The following is a 19,362-nucleotide window of genomic DNA, read 5'->3' as shown; positions in this document are numbered from 1 at the left end:
GGTCCGCGCTGTGCGTGCGGCGCGTACCGGCCCCGTACCGGCTCGGCTCAGGATCCTGCCCGTAGCGGCTCCGCTCAGTACCCCGTACCGGATTTGCTCAGGACTCTTCCCGTACCGGATTCGCTCAGGGCTGCTCCACCCCCACCGGGACGCCCATCACCTCGCGCGCGTGGCGGTTCGGGATCATGCCCAGGCGCCAGGCCTGCCAGCCGTCCTCCAGCGTGATGCCCCGGTCCAGCACCACCGCGAACGCCTCCGCGCAGTCCTCCAGCTTGCCGTCCCGGGTCGTGTGGCGTGCGGCCGCCAGTTCGGCGAGTTCCTGCTCGGCGACCACGGACCCCACCTCGACGCCGCCGGGTGAGGCGTACGGCAGCAGCGTGCAGCGCAGGAAGCGTGACCAGTCCGCGCCGCGCCGGTCCTCGTACGACGTGAAGAGCGCCGTAGCCTCGTCGCACAGCTGGAGCGCCTGGGCCGCGCGGTTGTTGCCCGCGTCGATGACGGCCAGCTCCAGACAGGTCCAGGCCTCGCCGTGCGCCACGCCGATGCGGCGGAAGTCCGCGCGGGCGTCGACCAGCAGCTGGCGGGCGAAGCCCGAGTTGCGCAGGTTGCCCGTCCGGTCGGCCTGCTGGTCGCGGGTGACCCGGCCCGAGTGGTGCCGGGCGCAGGCCAGCCCGTACACGTCCCGCATGCGGGAGAACATCGTGCGCGCCCGCTCCAACTCCCTTACGGCCTGGCCCGGTTCGCCGCTCTCCTCCAGGGCCTGGCCGAGGTAGTACAGCGTCCAGGCCTCGCCCCGGGCGTCCTCGTTCTCGCGGTGGCGGGCGAGCGCCTCGCGCAACTGCCCGGCGGCCGGGGCGGGTTCGCCGTCCACCAGCCGGGCCCTGGCCAGCTGGGTCAGCGCCCAGGCCTCGCCCCGGCGGTCCTGGGTGCGGCCGTACAGGTCGGAGGCGGTGCGCAGTTCGGACTCGGCGCGCGGGACGTCTCCCATGCGCAGGCACACCTGGCCCAGCTGGAAGTGGGACCAGGCCTCGCCGTGCACCGACTCGTTCTCGCGGTGGAGCACCAGCGCGGTGGCGAGCAGCGTGAGGGCCTCGGCGAGGTTGGCGCGGTCGCGCTCGACGGCGGCCAGCGCGTGGAGCGTCCAGGCGCGGTCGCCGGCCAGTTCCTTCGCCGACTGGAGGTCCAGCGCCTCGCGCAGCTTCGCCGATGCCTCGGGGAGATTGCCCTGGTGGTGCAGGGTGATGCCGAGGGAGCAGAGGGCGAGGGCGGCCCCGGCGTCGTGCTGGGCCTCCCGGTAGAGGTCGACCACGGAGGTCAGGGTCGTACGGGCCTTGTCCAGCTCACCGAGCTGGCGGGCGGCGATGCCCGTTCGCCACTGGACCGAGCGGACCAGCAGTCCTTGGTCGACGGCCTGGGTCAACTCGCTGATCTCGCCCAGCCGGTAGAGGTCGCCGCGCAGCAGGCAGTAGTCGCAGAGCGCGCCGAGCAGGTTCAGTACGGCCCGCTGGTCGACGCCCTCGGCGTGGCGCAGCGTGGCGGTGATGAAGCTCGACTCGTCGTCCAGCCAGCGCAGCGCCGCGTCCAGGGAGGTGAAGCCGTGGCCGCCGGCGGCGGTCCTGAACAGGTCGGCGCGGGTCGATGTCTTGCCGTCGACCATGCGGATCACGGAGCCGGCCAGCTCGCCGTAGTTCCTGATGAGGCGTTCCTGTGCGGCGGTACGGTCGGCGTCCTCCTCCTCGTCGAGGAGGCGGGCGTGGGCGAAGGCCCGTACGGCGTCGTGGAGCCGGTAGCGGCCGGACCGTACGTGGTCGATCAGGCCGGCGCGGGACAGCGCGGCGAGCCGCTGTCCCGCCTCCTGCTCGTCCGTCGCCAGCAGGGCCGCCGCGGCGGCGGCGCCCAGGGAGGCGCGGCCCGCGAGGGCGAGGCGGCGCAGCAGTCTGCGGGTCTGTTCGTTCTGGTCGTTGTAGCGCAGCCACAAGGCGCGTTCCACGGCCCCGACCCCGCGTCCGGCGACCGAGAGTTCGGCGGCGAGCTGCTGGGTGCTGCGGGCGCCGAGGGAGGAGCCCGCGATGCGCAGCGCGAGGGGCAGGCCGGCGCACAACTCCCGTACCAGGTCGGTCGACTGGCTGTCGTAGGGGGCAGCGGCGGACTCGGCGGAGTGTTCGGCGGATTCCCGCAGCAACTCCTCGGCACCGACCGCGTCCAGGGCCTCGACGGGCAGCTGATGCACCCAGGCGGGCACATCGGCGGCCAGCTCGACCGGCTGACGGGCAGTCACCAACACCAGACTGTCGGAGCGTTCGGGGACGAGGGTGCGTATCTGCTCGGGGTCGGAGGCGTCGTCCAGGACGACGGTGACGGGCAGGCCGGTCAGGTGCTGGTGGTACAACTCGGCGAGCCGCCGTACCTGTTGCTCCGGGGAGGACCGTTCGCGGAACAGCAGCTGCTCGCGGGGCGCGCCGAGCCGGTTCAGCAGGTGGAGCAGCGCGTCCCGGGTGGACAGGGGAGGCTCACCCCCGTCGCCGCCCCGGAGGTCGACGACACACGCGCCGCGGAACTGGTCCTTGAGCTGGTGCGCGGCCCGTACGGCCAGCGCCGAACGTCCGGAACCCGGCTCGCCGTGGAGCACCACGACGGTCGGCCTGGTCTCCGTGGACACACGGGCGGCGTGCACCCACTGCGCGATCCGCGCCATCTCGGCGCGGCGCCCGGTGAACGGTCCCTCGGGCTCCGGGAGATGGCCGAAGGACTGCTCCAGCACACTGCGGCGGCGCGCGGCGGCACTGCGGTCCCCGCCGCGCAGCTGGGGCGCCACGGCCGGCTGCTTCGTGGTGCGCCGGGTGGCGGAGGTCAGGACGCGCTGCTGGTCCAGGAACGGCCGGATGGACCGTACCTCCAGCGCCGTCAGCCACTGGAGCCGCAGCTGCTCGGCCCCGCCGGGCTGCCCGGCCGCGCCGGCCCGCCGGTGCGCGGCGGGCCAGTGGGAGGCGGTGACGCGGGCGGCGGTGGTCGCGGCCCCGGCGACGGCGACGGCGGCTCCCGCACCGAGCGCGGTGGCGGCGGCGGTACCGAGCGCGACGTCGGCGCCGACGGCGGCGGCCGCGGCAACGGCGGTGACGAGCACGGGAGTTCCGAGCGCCTGCCAACTGAGCCGGGCCGACAACTCCGCCCGCCCCTGCCGCTCCGCGTCAAGGGCCCGCACGTACGCGTCGTACTCCTCCCCGGCCCCGGCGGCCAACGAGTCGAGCGCCCCCCGCCCCCGCGTCAACAAACCCCCCGCGTCAACCCGCCCCCCGGACCGCCGCACCTCCTCCTCCACGGCCCGCACCAACAGCCGCTCAGCCTCAGCCCGATGACTCTCCCGCATGAACGTCCCCCTCCGGATGGCCACGAAGGGGCCATTGTCCTGCGCACACAGCGAGAGCGCGAGGGAGCCGGGCCAGGGTCAAGGAACGGTAAAGGCTGAGGTGGTGGATGGCGTGATCGATTCGGCGCTGGACCGAAGTCGAGGACCCGACATGCCCGGATTGGGCCGCGAGAACTTCCGTGCAAAAAGTGACGCATGGTGCAGGTGTGGCTATCGGGCGGTGACGTGTGGCGGCCGATAACGCGTACTGGTGTCCGTTTATCGGACAGAGTTGCCCTTGACGTGTTCGCTCGCAAAGTGAATAGATCGAGACGCTTATGAAGATCATGTGACCCCATGGTGAGGATGCTGCGGGTCGGGGGGAGAGCGTTGTGATGAAGGCTGGTCAGGGGCGCGGTACCGGAAGATTGCCGGCGATCGCCGTCGCTGTGGCGATCGCCGTCGGCGCCCTACCGTCGGCCGCCTTCGGAGCGCCGACGCACTTCGCAGCTCCGGGCGCCGCAGAGGCGGCCACCTCCACAGTCGCTGGCGCGGCCGAGGGCGGCAAAACGTCGGACCCCTCGGACGCGGCCGCGAGCGCCGCCCGCTCCAGCGGCGCGAATGTCGAGATCACTTCCCTGCGCACCGAGTCGAGCGAGGTGTACGCCACTCCCGACGGTCAGTTGGAGGCCGTGCAGCACCTCAAGCCGGTACGGACCAGGCTCGACGGGCGGTGGAAGACCATCGACAACACCCTGGCACGGCGTCAGGACGGCACCGTGACGCCGAACGCGGCGGCCGTGGGTCTTGTGCTCTCCGGGGGTGGCACTACCCCCGTGGCGACGCTGGAACGCGCCGGAAAGCGACTGTCGTTCACCTGGCCGACAACGTTGCCGACGCCGTCCCTCGCCGGTGACACGGCCACGTACGCGAACGTACTGCCCGACATCGATCTCCAGGTGACCTCGGCCACCGACGGCTTCTCCGAACTACTGGTGGTTCGCACTCCCGAGGCGGCGAAGGATCCCCGGCTCGCCACGCTCAAACTGAGGGTGGACTCGCCGGGGCTGGATCTGACGGAGTCGACCTCCGGCGGCCTGGAGGCAGTGGACAAGAGTGCCGGGGGCGTGGTGTTCCAGGCACCGAAGCCGTACATGTGGGACTCGGCCCTGTCGGCTTCTCCCGCGCAGGGCGCACAGCGGAAGGCCGCGCTCGTGAATACCCCCTCGGCCGCACCCGGCGCTGGGGTCGGCATCGGCGACGCCGCCAATGTGGCGCCGATCGGGGTCGATGTGTCCCCGGACGGAAGTGAATTGACCCTCACGCCCGACCAGGGAATGCTGAAGGACTCCAACACGACGTTCCCGGTCTACATCGACCCGACCACCCACACACCCAAGGCGGGGGAGTGGACGATGGTGTCCCGGTACTGGGCGTCGTCGCCGCAGTGGCGGTTCAATGGTGACCCGGACGCGGGCGTGGGTTATTGCGGATGGGACTACTGCGCCCCGTTCGACGTGAAGCGGATCTTCTACACCTTCCCGACGGCCGACTTCGGTGGTAAGTCGATCCTCAGTGCCACCTTCGTCGCACGCGAGACCTGGTCGGGGTCGTGTGATGGGCGATCGGTGGAGCTCTGGCGGACGAAGGGCTTCAACTCGTCGACGACATGGAACAGTTCCAGCGACAACTGGCTTCAGAAACTCGACACACGGGATGTGGCCAAGGGCAACAGTTCGTCCTGCCCCGCAGGGGACGTGGAGTTCGACGCAACGTCCGGCGTGAAGTACGCCGCGACGCACGGCTCGTCCACCACCTCCTTCGGGTTGCGCGCGTCGAACGAGGACGACAAATACGGCTGGAAGCGGTTCACGGACGACACCTATCTACGGGTCAAATTCAACCAGTCGCCCAAGCAGGTCGCGATGTCGCAATTGGTGATGGAACCGGGCGGGTCCTGCAAGAAGCCCGAGAACAAGATCTCCATTCGATCCCTCCCGAAGATCACGGCGAACGGGGTCAAAGATCCTGATGGCGACGAGGTGAGCGTCCAGTTCCAGGTGTGGTGGGACTCGGGCAGTGGCTTTGCCGCGCAGTGGACGTCCGCGAAGATGGCCCATGACAAGTCTGGCAGTAACTTCTCCACCCGCCTGACCGAGACGCTGTCGAACGGGAAGAAGATTCCCAAGAACAAGACGGTGGCGTGGTTCGTCCGGGCCGTCGACTACGACGAGGGCAAGTCTTACAGCTACTCGCCATGGTCTGCTGCGGGGTCCGCCACCGGCTGCTACTTCGTCTGGGACACCAGCGTGCCGCCCGGCCCGACCGTGGCGTCCGGTGACTATCCAGCCGTGGACGACAGTGACTCGAAAGATCCCTCGTACGACGGGGTCGGCCAGTACGGCACTTTCACCATCTCATCCACGGACACGACCGTCACGAAGTACTGGTTCGGTGTGAACGAGGAACCCTCGTCGGCGAATCAGCTCACGACGACCGGTGGTGCGGCCAGGACGGTCAGCTTCCGTCCCACCAGGTCGGGGACCAATTTCGTCTTCGCGAAGAGCTTCGACGCTGCGGGCAACGCGAGTGAGCCGGTGTCCTACCGCTTCCGCGTGAAGGCCGGGCAGCCGGTCCGCGCCCAGTGGAGCCTGGACGAGGACACGGGGGCGACCCAGGCGGTCGGCTCGGGCGGAGAGCGGACGCTGGACCTCCACGGTGGACCGGTGCTCGGTGCCCCTGGCGTTCCCGGCGTCAGTGGCACCGCGATGTCCCTCGACGGCACGGACGACTTCGCGCAGTCCGACATTCCCACGGTGGACACGTCCTCCGGATTCTCGGTCTCGGCCTGGGCAAAGCTGGACAAGGTGCCCGACGCGGCCGCCGTCATCGCGGCACAGCCCGGCAACAACGCACCCGGCTTTGAGCTGTACTACTCGAAAACCTTCGACCGCTGGGCGTTCAACCAGTACGTCGCAGACACGCCCAACGCGACCCCCGTACGCGTGATGCAGGCAACCGCCGGCGGAGTCAAGGCGTCGGAGTGGGTGCACCTGGCGGGTACCTACAACTCCGGGACCGACGAGCTTTCGCTGTACGTCAACGGGGCCGTGGCCGGCTCAGTGCCGTACACACAGCCCTGGAGCGCACGTCGTGGACTACAGATCGGCGCGGGTTCCTACGCCGGTGCGCAGGCCAGCTTCTTCCCCGGGACGGTCGACGATGTCCGCCTCTACGACAAACCCCTGTCGGCCACCGAGGTCGGCCGTCTCTACACCAAGCAGTCAGGCATCGGACGCCCGGCCCGTGCAGTGATACCCCTCGACGATCCCGCCACCGACGACCAGGGTGAGCCGACCACACAGGTGGCCGGACGGGCGGAGGTCGCTCCTGCGGTGTTCAAGGGCGGGGCCAAGCCGGGCCAGCCGGGCCGGGCGGGCAAGGCGCTCAGCCTGGACGGGATCGACGACTACGCCACCGCCGGAGTTCCGCATCTGAACAACCAGCGCAGCTTCTCGGTCGCGGCCTGGGCGAAACTCCCCAAGACCAAGCCCACCCACGCCGCGATCATTGCCACCCAGGCGGGGACGGTGAAGCCGGGCTTCGAGCTCTACTACTCACCTACGTACGGCTGGGCGTTCAACCAGTACTCGGCAGACACCGCCGACGGCGCTCCTGTCCGTGCCGCACAAGGAGACCCGAACAGGGCACCGGGGGGTGAGTGGACCCAGGTCGTCGGCTCCTACGACGCGGTCACCAACGATCTCAGGCTCTATGTGCAAGGCAAGTGGGTGTCGACCACAAAGTTCGACTCCCCCTTTTACGCGGGAGGCGCCGTCCAGATCGGAGCCGGTTCGTACAACGGCGCGCTGGACAGTTTGTTCCCGGGGCAGATCTCCGGTGTTCAGTTGTACGATCGCGCTCTCTCCGCACCGGAGATCGCCGAACTGTTCGACGCGCAGGTGAGCATCGAGGGGCGCTGGAAGCTGGACGCCAGTTCGGGCACACCCCTCACGAGTCCGGACGACCTCACCCGTGAGGACCACATCGCGCGGGCGCTTTCCCTCGGAAGCGGTGCGCGTATCGACGCGTCCAACACGATGGTGGGCACCGGCGGTCTGCTCCTGGGCGGAACCAGTACGGGATTTGCCTCCACGACCACCTCGCCGGTGGACACGGCCAGCAGCTTCACCGTCAGCGCGTGGGTGACAGCGCCGTCCCGGCCCACCAAGCCGGTCACGGTGATGAGCATGGCTGGGACCAACACCAGCGGTTTCGCGGTGCGTTATGTCCCAGACAAGGCGGACCCGGCCAACGCCGGACGCTGGCAGCTCGTCATGGCGAGCGGCGACAGTGCCACGGCGGCGACGGCGACGGCCGAAAGCTCCAACTTCCAGATCAACAGTTCCTGGAACCACCTCGCGGTCGTGTACGACGCCTACGCGGGACAGATGCGGCTGTACGTCGACGGGCAACTGATTCCGGCGCTGTGTGTCGACGATGACGAAGACGGGAATCCCGACGAACCCGGCTGTACGGAATCGGTGCCGTGGAACTCCTCGGTACTGCCGTTCACGGCCGCCAAGGGCCTCCAACTGGGGCGCGTCAAGACCAGTGCCACCACTTGGGGCGAGTACTGGAGCGGAGCCGTCGACGACGTGTGGGCCTTCGCGGGAGCGGCGAGCGACACACAGGTGGCGGCACTGGCCAGCGGTCAGGACATCCCCACCACGCCCGGGCCGAGGTAGCCGCCGGAGAGCGGTCACGGCATCACCGAGGTCATTTTCAGGACAGCGTCCCGCGGGCCGGCAGGCCGGGGTGAGAGCTGCGCGCGCAGCGGGAGACAGGCGGACATGATGGAGCGGGGCATGGCGGGGAGAGGGCAGACCCGGACGCGGCGCAGGATCGCGCTGTCGTTGGCGGCGGTGATGGTCTGCACGCTGGTGCAGGCCGTCACGATGAGTCCGGCGGAGGCGAGGAGCACGCTGCCGAAGGTTCCCGCTTCGGAGAAGGCGCTGTCGGGGCACGGGGTGAAGGCACTTCCCCGTACGACTGGAAAGGGGCCGAAGACACCGGCCGAGGCGCCTCTGGAGGCCTGGCCCGGGGTGGGATCCGCCACGGTCTCGCTCCCGTCCGCCGGCGCGGCCGAATCCGCTCCATGGGTGAAGGCCGGAAAGCTGCCGATCACCCTGACCGCTTCAGCAACGAAGACGATGTCCTCCAAGGGACGCTCGACGGGCTCCGCTGCTTCTGCTGGAACGGACACTCCCCTGTCGGGCAGAGCCACAGTCCGGGTGCTCGACAGGAAGACGGCCGAGCGCGCCGGTGTGGAGGGCATGCTCTTCTCCGTCCAGCGCGTGCCCGGCGCAGACGGCGAAGCGTTCGGCGTCGGCGTTGACTACGCGGCGTTCGCCCAAGCCTACGGCGGTGCCTACGCGACCCGCCTCAGGCTCGTACAGCTGCCGGCCTGTGCGGCCACCCGTCCCGGCGCGCGCGAGTGCTCGGCCGCCGAGCCCGTCGCTGCACGCAACAACTCGGTGACGCAGACCCTCACCGCCACGGGTCTGACCCTGCCCGCCGAGGAGAACGGCGCATACGAGCCGATACTGCTGGCGGTCACCACCGCGGCCTCCAGCGATCACGGCGACTACACGGCCAGCCAGCTGTCCGCCTCGTCGGCCTGGCAGACGAACCTGAACACGGGGGACTTCTCGTGGTCGTACGACATGCCCGTGCCTCAGGTTCCCGGAGGCTTCGTCCCGCAGGTGGGTCTGACGTATTCGTCGGCCGGCGTCGACGGGCGTACCTCCAGCACCAACAACCAGTCGTCCTGGGCTGGTGACGGCTTCGACCTGTCGCCCGGTTTCATCGAACGCAGCTACAAGTCCTGCGTCGACGAGGGTGTCAAGAACGCCGACGGGCTCAAGCCGGGCGACATGTGCTGGGGCTACGACAACGCCACGCTGTCCTTCAACGGGCACTCGGGCGAGCTCATCCCCGACGGCACCGACGCTTTCAAGGTCAAGGGCGACGACGGCACCAAGGTCGAGCGGATCTACGGCTCGGCGACCGACGTGCGTGACAACGGAGACAACGACCAGGAGTACTGGCGCGTCACCACCACCGACGGGGTCCAGTACTACTTCGGTTATCACAAACTGCCCGGCTGGAAGTCCGGTAACGAGACCACCGACTCGACCTGGACGCTGCCGGTGTACGGCAACGACACGGGCGAGAAGTGCCACGCCGCCGCCTTCGCCGACTCCTGGTGCCAGCAGGCCTGGCGCTGGAATCTCGACTACGCCGTCGACCCCCGCGGCAACGCGATCGCCTATTACTACGACAAAGAGACGAACTACTACGGCCGGAACCTGAAGCCCGCTGACGAGACCGCGTACACCCGCGGCGGCACGCTGGACCGTATCGAGTATGGCCTCCGGTCCACGACGGTCTACAGCGCCAAGGCATTGGCCACGGCGGACTTCACCTCGTCCGAACGATGCCTGCCCGAGGCGGGCGTGACCTGCGCGGCCGCCACGATCGACGACAAGGCGTCCTACTGGTACGACACGCCGTGGGACCTGAACTGCGTGGCGGGCAAGGACTGCACGAACTCCGCGGCGCCCACGTTCTGGACGCGCAAGCGTCTGACCGACGTCACCACCAGTGTCCTGGGCACCGACGGTGCGTACGACGCGGTCGACTCCTGGAAGCTCGCTCACCACTGGGGCATGGCGGACATCGACCGTCAACTGCTCCTCGATTCCGTTGAGCACACCGGATCCTCTGCCGCCCCGGCGATCACGCTCCCCAAGGTGACCTTCGGTTACGACCAGCGTGCCAATCGCCTTGACCTGCCCGGCGACGATACTTCTCCGTTCATCAAGGAGCGGTTGAACGTGGTGGAGGACGAGTCCGGAGGCAGGGTAGTCGTCAACTACTCGACCGCGCCCTGCGACGCCGCGAACCTGCCGACTCCGCAGACCAACTCCACCCGTTGCTACCCAGTGTTCTTCACCCGGCAGGGAGACGCCGATCCGAGCCTCCAGTGGTTCAACAAGTACGTCGTTGACTTGGTGACGCAGAAGGACCGCGCCCAGCTTTCGCCGGACATGACCACGCGGTACAGCTACCTCGACGGCGCGGCCTGGCACTACGACGACGATGACGGACTGACCAAGGAGAAGTACAAGACCTGGTCCACCTGGCGCGGTTACGGCCACGTCCGGGTGCAGACAGGCGGTGCGGACCCGGTGGGCATGAAGTCCCAGACTGACCACTACTTCCTGCGCGGAATGGACGGCGACAAGGCGGCGCCCGCCGGTGGCACGAAGACGGTCACCGTGTCCGACGGTAACGGCGGCACGATCACGGACCACGACTCCGCGGTCGGCTTCGAGTACCGGACCGAGCAATACGACGGCCCCGGCGGGAAGGTCCTCGAAAAGACCGTCAGCACGCCCTGGCACCACGAGACGGCGAAGCGAGTCCGCTCCTGGGGCACCACCACCGCCAACCTGACCGGCATAGCCTCAGCCCGCACCTGGACCTCTCTCGACGACGGGGCTGGTACCTCCTGGCGGACGACCAACCGGGTCAACATCTTGGAGACCAAAGCCGGCCGGGTCATCCAGACCGACGACTTCGGGGACGAGTCCACCTCTGCCGACAACCAGTGCACCCGCACCACGTACGTCGACAACGACTCGGCCTGGATCTTCGACGCCCCGTCCCGCGCCGAGCTTGTCGCCGGCAAGTGCGCCGACACCCCCAAGCGTGCCAAGGACGTCATCTCGGACGTGCGGACCGCATACGACGGGCAGGACTACGGGAAGGCACCCACCAAGGGCGATGCGACACGCGAGGCGAAGCTGAGCTCCCACAACGGCACCACCGCCACTTACCTGGAGTCGGAGTCGGGCTACGACACCTACGGTCGCCAGCTCAGCGAGAAGGACATCTCCGCGACGGTCACTGCCACAGAGACGACCGCGCCCGTGCGGATGGCCCGCGCCGACGGCAGGACCACGACCACCGCGTACGCCCCGGCGACCGGATTCGCCAAGACATCGACCGTGACGACGCCGCCCGCGACGGCGGGCGACGCGGCCACGGCGCAGGTCGTGACGACTACGTATGACCCACTTAGGGGTCAGCCCACCATCGTCGTTGACACGAACCTCAAGCGTACGGAGACCACGTACGACGCACTCGGCCGAAACCTGAGGATCTGGCTGCCCAATCGTCCCAGGAGCTCGTTTCCGGTCGCCAGTTTCGAATTCACCTACACCGTCGACGGCAGCAACCCCGTCGCGGTCGGCACGAGGACCCTCGCTGGGACTGGCCAGCTGACCAGCTACGAACTCCTCGATGGATTCCTGCGCCCCCGCCAGACACAGGCCCCCGGGCCGAAGGGCGGCCGCTTGGTCACGGACACGTTCTACGACGAGCGGGGACTGGTCGAGAAGGCATTCGCGCCCTACTACAACCCCTCGGCGCCCTCCACGGCCGCCGTCAAACTGGACAACTCGCTCTCTGTCGAGACCCAGACCTGGAACACGTTCGACGGGCTCGGCCGCACGGTCAAATCCCAGCAGATCGCGGGTGACGACGACGGCGCACGGGTGACCTCCACCACCAGTACGACGTACCGCGGCGACCGAATCACCATGATTCCGCCGAAGGGTGCCACGCCGACCACTACGGTCAGCGACGCGCGGGGAAACACGACCGACCTGCTCCAGCACCGGCCGACGCCCAGCGTCGGTTTCGACACCACGCACTACGAGTACAACTCGGCCGGCGCACTGATCGAGGTCACCGACCCGTCGGCCAACAAGTGGACCTTCGGTTACGACCAACGCGGCAACCGGATCAGCTCGCACGATCCCGACAAGGGTGACTCCTCCTCCTTCTACGACGACCGTGACCAGCTCATCTGGTCCAAGGACGCCAACCAGAAGACGATCACCCACGTCTACGACGGTCTCGGCCGTGAGACGGAGACCCACGAGGGGGATGCCTCCGGGCCGCTCCTGACCAAGCGGACGTGGGATCCGTCCGGCGCCGAGGGGCAGCTCGACTCGGTGAGCCGCTACATCGGTGGAGCGAGCGGAGTCGCCTACACGACGTCCTACAGCCAGTACGACACGCTCTACCGGCCGAACCGGGTCACGACGAACATCCCCTCGGTGAAGGGTGAGGAGGCGCTGGCCGGGTCGTACCAGAGCAATACCAAGTACAACGTGGACGGAACGGTCCAGTCCGTCAGCTATCCGGCGGTGGGCAACCTCCCCGCCGAGACCGTCGTCCCCACGTATGACGAGGTACTGCGTCCTGTCCGGCTCGCGGGGTCGCTCACCCAGTCCACGTACATCGATGGCACGATCTACAGCTTCACCGGCAAACCCCTGACCTACACGTACCGCAACGGCGGTGCGAAGACGCAGGTCAACAACACGTACGAGCTTGGGACGCAGCGACTTTCCAACTCCGCGGTGAACCGGGAGAACGTCCTCGGTACGGACAAGTCCGCCACCTACGGCTACGACGAGGCGGGCAACGTGACGTCCGTCAGGGACGTTTCACGGGCCGGCACCGACAACCAGTGCTTCATCTATGACTACTTGGGCCGGCTGACTGAGGCGTGGACCCAGGGGACGCAGACTTGCGGGGAGACACCCGGCGCCGGTCTTCTCGGCGGCCCGGCTCCGTACTGGCAGTCCTATTCGTACGATGCCGGCGGCAACCGGCTCTCGGACACCAACCACGACCTATCCGGTGACGCGAGCAAGGACGTCAAGCGTACGTTCTCGTACCCCGACCCGGGCGGCGTGCGGCCGCATGCGGTCACCCAGGTCGACACCGCGGGCCCGACAGGCACGTCGAGCGACAACTTCACGTACGACGCTGCGGGCAATACGAAGAGCCGGACCCTGGGCGGCAACACCCAGACGCTCGCCTGGGACACCGAGGGGCATCTCCAGCAGGTCACGGTTCCGGACGGCGCCGGGGGCACGAAGACCCTCGCCTCCTACGTGTACGACGCCGACGGCAACCGCCTGATCCAGCGCACCGAGTCGGAGACCATCCTGTACCTCGGTTCCACCGAGATCAGGCTTACGAAGGGTACGACCTCTCCCAAGGGAACCCAGTACTTCGACATCGGTGACGGGAATCAGGCGATCCGTACCGACGACAACAAGCTGAGCTTCCTCATCGGCGACCACAACGGCACTTCCGAACTGGCCGTCAACGCCGCCGACGGCGCGATGCAGCAGCGCCGCTCCACACCGTTCGGGGATCCCCGGGGTACGTCCCCTACGAGCTGGCCCGGCCAAAATGGTTTCGTCGGAGGGACGAAGGACACCACCACCGGCCTCACGCACCTGGGGGCACGCGAGTACGACCCGTCCCTCGGCCGTTTCCTCTCCGTCGACCCGGTGATGGTGACGTCGGATCCGCAGCAGATGAACGGCTACGCGTACGGCAGCAACAACCCGCTGACCCACGCCGACCCCTCCGGCGCGTGCCCGAACATCGACTGCCCCACCCGCCCGTGCGCGAACTGCGAGAACAACCCGCCCGGCCACGCGGCCAAACCGCCGAAACTCACGGCGGCCGGGCAAGCAGCGGTGAAACAGCAGAAGCGGGACACCGTCCGTGCCCAGACGGTCAAGAAGACTCCGGTTGTTGAGGTCATCCAGAAGGTGGGCTGGGATCTATTCAAGTCGTATATCGGCCTGGATGACATTCAGAGCTGCGTGAGCGGGAGTGTGGCGGGGTGCGGGAGTCTTCTGATCGGCGTCATTCCATGGACGGCAGGGCCCAAGAAGGCCCTCGAACTCACCAAGTCCGCCTGGAAGATAGCCAAAGCCATCAGGAAATGGCGCAAGGAGCAGAAGTGGGCTGATCAGATCCTGGAATCGGGAGGAAGCTGTGCGGTCCCGCACAGCTTCCTCCCGGGGACGGGGGTGCTGTTGGCGGACGGAACGACCAAAGCGATCGAGGACGTTCAGACGGGTGACGTCGTGGTGGTCACCGATCCGGATACGGGGAGGACGACGAAGAAGAAGGTCGTCGCGACCATCACCACCGAGGACGACAAGCAGTTCACCAGGCTGACGGTCGCTACCCCGGACGGTGCATCGACCCTCGATGCGACGGACACCCACCCGTTCTGGGTTCCCGCGCTCAAGGCGTGGGTGAACGCGGGAGACCTCAAGCCGGGCCAGACACTACGCACGAGCGTCGGCACCCACGTCCAGATCGCCAAGGTCGTGCACTACGCGAAGCGGCAACGCACGCATGACCTCACGGTGGACGACGTCCATACGTACTATGTGGTGGCGGGGGCCACGCCAGTCCTCGTTCACAATGCTGGCGGTCGTAGCGACCCCGAAGTCGTTTGCACGCTTGGGAATTTTGCGCAGGAGTCGATCCCTGCCGCAAGTAAGTCTCAGAAATTCACACCTGAAGAGCGGCGCCGAATCGATGAAATCGGTCAGGCATTCGGCTGTCATACATGTGGCTCCATTGACCCATTCACAAAGAGTGGACACTATGTTCCGGACCATCAGCCGATCAGCTCGTGGGTTCCCAATGGTACGCCTCAGCGCCTTTACCCTCAGTGTTTGCCATGTAGTCGACAGCAGGCAGGTTGGGCCCGGCAACTAGCCCCAATCATGAAACCACTATACGAATTGAAGGGGAAATGACGGGCGACAGCGAAGTCCGCCGTGATGGGGAAGAGCTTCGGTGGATCGAATCATCTGGGGGGCCGTTCGTGGTCCTACCTGCTTCACGCTTGACCCATTGGCTCGGGAGTAATGGGTCGGACTATGAAGCGGCCTGTGAGGTAGAGGAATATCTCGGACTCGTTCGGGTGGGGGCCCCAGAGTTGGAGGCGACGGGACTGGTTGTCGCAGACGAGCCCCTGCCAGCAGTTTATATTCCGGATCTGAAGTGTGTCTTGCAATGGCAATATGCACCGTCCGAGAGTGCGCTTGTATCAGCTGCGCGACGTTCTATCGAAGGTGTCCTGGATTGGCAGGTCGGGCCTGTGTTCGATATTCGTGATCGGGTGGTTATGTTCGACGCCGCAGCTTCTGGTGAAACGTTGGAAGCGAGTGAAATGTTGGAACTTCCCCTGCCTCCGGGGAAGTACGAGTGCTTCACGGCCGACTATTCAGAGGGCAGGGATACGGCAGGGCGGCTGCATCAGTTCCGTCCGGTGAACGATTTCACCGCCCTTCCTGACCGGTTGGCGACGCGGGCCACGCTGTGACCATGTCGTGGGGGCGCTAGACCAGGTGGAAGCCGTCCTGGGGGCCTGGGGTGCCATTGAGTGTGGCGATCACCGGGCCACCGGGGCCTTCGGCGCTTGACCGAGCCTGCGAACGGGTGTGGGGAAACCGTTCGCGGCGCGGCCCTCGGGCAGGATGGGGGCATGGTGAACCGACTCGCCCATGAGACCTCTCCGTACCTTCTCCAGCACGCCGACAACCCCGTCGACTGGTGGCCCTGGTCGCCGGAGGCGTTTGCCGCGGCGCGTAAGCGGGATGTGCCGGTGCTGCTCAGCGTGGGGTACAGCAGTTGCCACTGGTGTCACGTCATGGCGCACGAGAGTTTCGAGGCCCCGACCACCGCCACGTACATGAACCGGCACTTCGTCAACATCAAGGTCGACCGCGAGGAGCGGCCCGATGTGGATGCCGTCTATATGGAGGCCGTGCAGGCCGCCACCGGGCATGGCGGATGGCCCATGACCGTGTTTCTGAACGCCGACGGGGAGCCCTTCTACTTCGGTACGTACTTCCCGCCCGCGCCCCGCCAGGGCATGCCCTCCTTCCCGCAGGTCCTGGAAGGGGTCACCTCCGCCTGGACCGACCGGCGTGACGAGGTCACCGAGGTGGCCGGGCGGATTGTGGGGGAGCTGGCCGGGCGGTCGCTCGCGCAGGGTGGGGACGGCGTGCCGGGAGACGAGGAGCTGGCGCAGGCGCTGCTCGGGCTGACCAGGGAGTACGACGAACGGCGCGGCGGGTTCGGTGGCGCGCCCAAGTTCCCGCCGTCGATGGTGATCGAATTCCTGTTGCGCCATCACGGGCGTACGGGGGCCGAGGGCGCCCTCCAGATGGCCGCCGACACCTGTGAGGCGATGGCCAGGGGCGGGATCTACGACCAGCTCGGGGGCGGTTTCGCCCGGTACTCCGTGGACCGGGAGTGGGTGGTGCCGCACTTCGAGAAGATGCTCTACGACAACGCGCTGCTGTGCCGCGTGTACGCGCACCTCTGGCGCGCCACCGGATCCGACCTGGCGCGCCGGGTCGCCGTCGAGACCGCCGACTTCATGGTGCGTGAACTGCGCACCGCCGAGGGCGGGTTCGCCTCCGCCCTCGACGCGGACAGCGAGGACGAGGTCAGTGGGAAGCACGTCGAAGGGGCGTTCTACGTCTGGACCCCGGAGCAGCTGCGCCACGTACTGGGCGACGTCGACGGGGAGTTCGCCGCGCGGTACTTCGGGGTGACCGAGGAGGGCACCTTCGAGGAGGGCGCCTCCGTGCTGCAATTGCCCCTGGGGGAAGGGGTGGAGGACGCCGGGAGGGTCGAAGGTGTACGGCGGCGGCTCCGTGACGCGCGTGACGAGCGGCCGCGCCCCGGCCGGGACGACAAGGTCGTCGCCGCCTGGAACGGGCTCGCGATCGCCGCGCTGGCCGAGACCGGGGCGTACTTCGACCGGCCCGACCTGGTGGAGCGCGCCACCGAGGCCGCCGACCTGCTCGTACGGCTGCACATGGACGACGCCGCGCGGCTCGCCCGTACGTCCAAGGACGGCAGGGCCGGCGCCAACGCCGGGGTGCTGGAGGACTACGCCGATGTGGCGGAAGGGTTCCTCGCGCTGGCTGGGGTGACCGGTGAAGGGGCCTGGCTGGAATTCGCCGGTTTCTTGCTGGACATTGTGCTGGACCAGTTCGTCGCCAGGGACGGCGAAGGCGGTCGCGGCACGCTGTACGACACCGCCCACGACGCCGAGCGGCTCATCCGGCGGCCCCAGGACCCGACGGACAACGCGACCCCCTCAGGATGGACGGCCGCCGCCGGCGCGCTGCTCTCGTACGCGGCCCACACCGGCTCCGCACGCCACCGGGCCGCCGCCGAGGGGGCGTTGGGTGTGGTGAAGGCGCTCGGCCCGCGCGCGCCGCGCTTCATCGGCTGGGGGCTCGCCGTCGCCGAGGCCGTCCTTGACGGCCCGCGCGAGATCGCGGTCGTCGGCCCCTCCTTCGGCCCCACCGGCGACGTGCGGACGGCCGGGCTTCACCGTACGGCCCTGCTGGCGACCGCACCCGGCGCGGTCGTGGCCGCCGGAACACCCGGCAGTGACGAGTTCCCCCTCCTCGCGGACCGGCCGCTGGTCGCGGGACAGGCCGCCGCCTACGTCTGCCGGCACTTCGTCTGCGCCGCCCCGACCACCGAAGTGGCCGCGCTCAAAGCCGAGTTGGGGGCATTTGACCGGTAAGCCCCCGGCCGTGGCCGGATTGTGACGCGACGCGAATCGGCCTGAAACGCAGTATTCACCAAAACAGCCCTCCGACCGTCACAGGTCCCCCCTAGTCTCTTCACGAGAGACACAAGGGGTACGCAGGGGGGACCTGCGTCCCAGGGGGTTTGACGGGCAGCAGGCGGCCAAGGGGGGCCTTGCCGCGGTGCGCCCAGGCCGAGGGGGGCCGTGTGGTCACGTCCGTGTTCATTGCCACCGTTTCACTTGCACTTTTCTGGATGGCCGCGTTCACGCTGTGGTGGCAGATGCATGCCTGGAGAACGCCGGAGACGCTGGCCTCGACCAGCTTCGACCGGCCCGACGGCGGCCGGCCGGGCTCGTTCTCGCTGCTCCTGCCCGCCCGTCACGAACAGGCCGTGCTGGAGCAGACCATCAAGCGGTTGCTGGAGTCCAGCCACACCGACTTCGAGATCATCGTCATCGTCGGGCACGACGACCCGGAGACGGCCGAGGTCGCCGAGCGCGCCGCGGCCCGCGACCCCGGGCGGGTCAGGGTCGTCGTCGACACCCACGAGGCGAAGAACAAACCGAAGGCGCTCAACACCGCGCTGCCGTACTGCACCGGCGAGGTCGTCGGGGTCTTCGACGCCGAGGACCAGGTCCATCCCGAGCTGCTCACCCACGTCGACCACGCCTTCCGCACCACGGGCGCCGACGTGGTCCAGGGCGGTGTCCAGCTGATCAACTTCCACTCCAGCTGGTACAGCCTGCGCAACTGCCTCGAATACTTCTTCTGGTTCCGCAGCAGGCTCCACCTGCACGCCCAGAAGGGCTTCATCCCGCTCGGCGGCAACACCGTCTTCGTACGGACCGACGTCCTGCGCGAGGCCGGCGGCTGGGATCCCAACTGCCTGGCCGAGGACTGCGACCTGGGCGTACGGCTCTCCAGCGTCGGCAAGAAGGTCGTCGTCGCGTACGACTCGGACATGGTGACCCGCGAGGAGACCCCGGGCTCCCTGATGTCCCTGCTCAAGCAGCGCACCCGGTGGAACCAGGGCTTCCTTCAGGTCTACCGCAAGAAGGACTGGAAGCAACTCCCCACGGCCGGGCAGCGGATGCTCGCCCGCTACACCCTGATGACCCCGTTCCTCCAGGCGTTCACCGGCGTGGTCATCCCGCTCAACGTGGCGATCGCGCTGTTCCTCGACGTATCCGTGGCGATCGCCTTCATCACCTTCCTGCCGCTCGTCACCGCCATGGTCACCTTCGTCTTCGAGGTGGTCGGGCTCCACGACTTCGGCAAGCAGTACGGGCTGCGCGTCCGCTTCTGGCACTACCTGAAGCTCGTCGTCGGCGGCCCCTTCTACCAGGTGCTCCTCGCCGGCGCGGCGATCCGGGCCGTCTACCGCGAGCAGCGGGGGCGCAGCGACTGGGAGCTGACCAGTCATGTCGGCGCGCACCTCATCCGAGAGGACGTCCACGCGTGACCTCCACCCTCCCCGCGGTGACGACCGAAACG

Annotated in this window: 6 protein-coding genes; 5 read left to right on the top strand and 1 reads right to left on the bottom strand. The window is 68.1% G+C overall.

Annotated features, from left to right (window positions below):
* Window positions 1-124: 124 nt before the first annotated feature.
* Window positions 125-3,367 carry a tetratricopeptide repeat protein gene (locus OG349_RS13065; RefSeq protein WP_327234773.1) on the bottom strand — a complete coding sequence of 1,081 codons (3,243 nt, stop codon included), beginning with the start codon at window positions 3,365-3,367 and terminating at the stop codon, window positions 125-127.
* Window positions 3,368-3,741: 374 nt separating this feature from the next.
* Between OG349_RS13065 and OG349_RS13060 the strand changes: the two genes are divergently transcribed.
* From OG349_RS13060 to OG349_RS13040, 5 genes are all read left to right on the top strand, one after another.
* On the top strand, window positions 3,742-8,094 hold the full coding sequence (locus tag OG349_RS13060) for a LamG domain-containing protein (RefSeq protein WP_327234772.1): 4,353 nt from the start codon (window positions 3,742-3,744) through the stop codon (window positions 8,092-8,094).
* Between the two features lie 120 nt (window positions 8,095-8,214).
* Complete coding sequence (locus tag OG349_RS13055; RefSeq protein WP_327234771.1) at window positions 8,215-15,063, top strand: polymorphic toxin-type HINT domain-containing protein; 6,849 nt, start codon at window positions 8,215-8,217, stop codon at window positions 15,061-15,063.
* Window positions 15,060-15,632: an Imm21 family immunity protein gene (locus OG349_RS13050; RefSeq protein WP_327234770.1), complete on the top strand. Its 573-nt coding sequence runs from the start codon at window positions 15,060-15,062 to the stop codon at window positions 15,630-15,632. The genes OG349_RS13055 and OG349_RS13050 overlap by 4 nt, the downstream gene beginning before the upstream one ends.
* A gap of 162 nt (window positions 15,633-15,794) precedes the next feature.
* Complete coding sequence (locus OG349_RS13045) at window positions 15,795-17,861, top strand: thioredoxin domain-containing protein (protein ID WP_327234769.1); 2,067 nt, start codon at window positions 15,795-15,797, stop codon at window positions 17,859-17,861.
* A 212-nt stretch (window positions 17,862-18,073) separates the two neighbouring features.
* Window positions 18,074-19,330: a glycosyltransferase gene (locus OG349_RS13040; protein ID WP_327234768.1), complete on the top strand. Its 1,257-nt coding sequence runs from the start codon at window positions 18,074-18,076 to the stop codon at window positions 19,328-19,330.
* The last annotated feature ends 32 nt before the right edge of the window (window positions 19,331-19,362 follow it).

Origin of the sequence: Streptomyces sp. NBC_01317, assembly GCF_035961655.1 — a bacterium.
In the GTDB taxonomy this organism is placed as follows: Bacteria; Actinomycetota; Actinomycetes; order Streptomycetales; family Streptomycetaceae; genus Streptomyces.
Note: the sequence above shows the minus strand (reverse complement) of the source record. Positions and strands in the feature narration are given on the sequence as shown.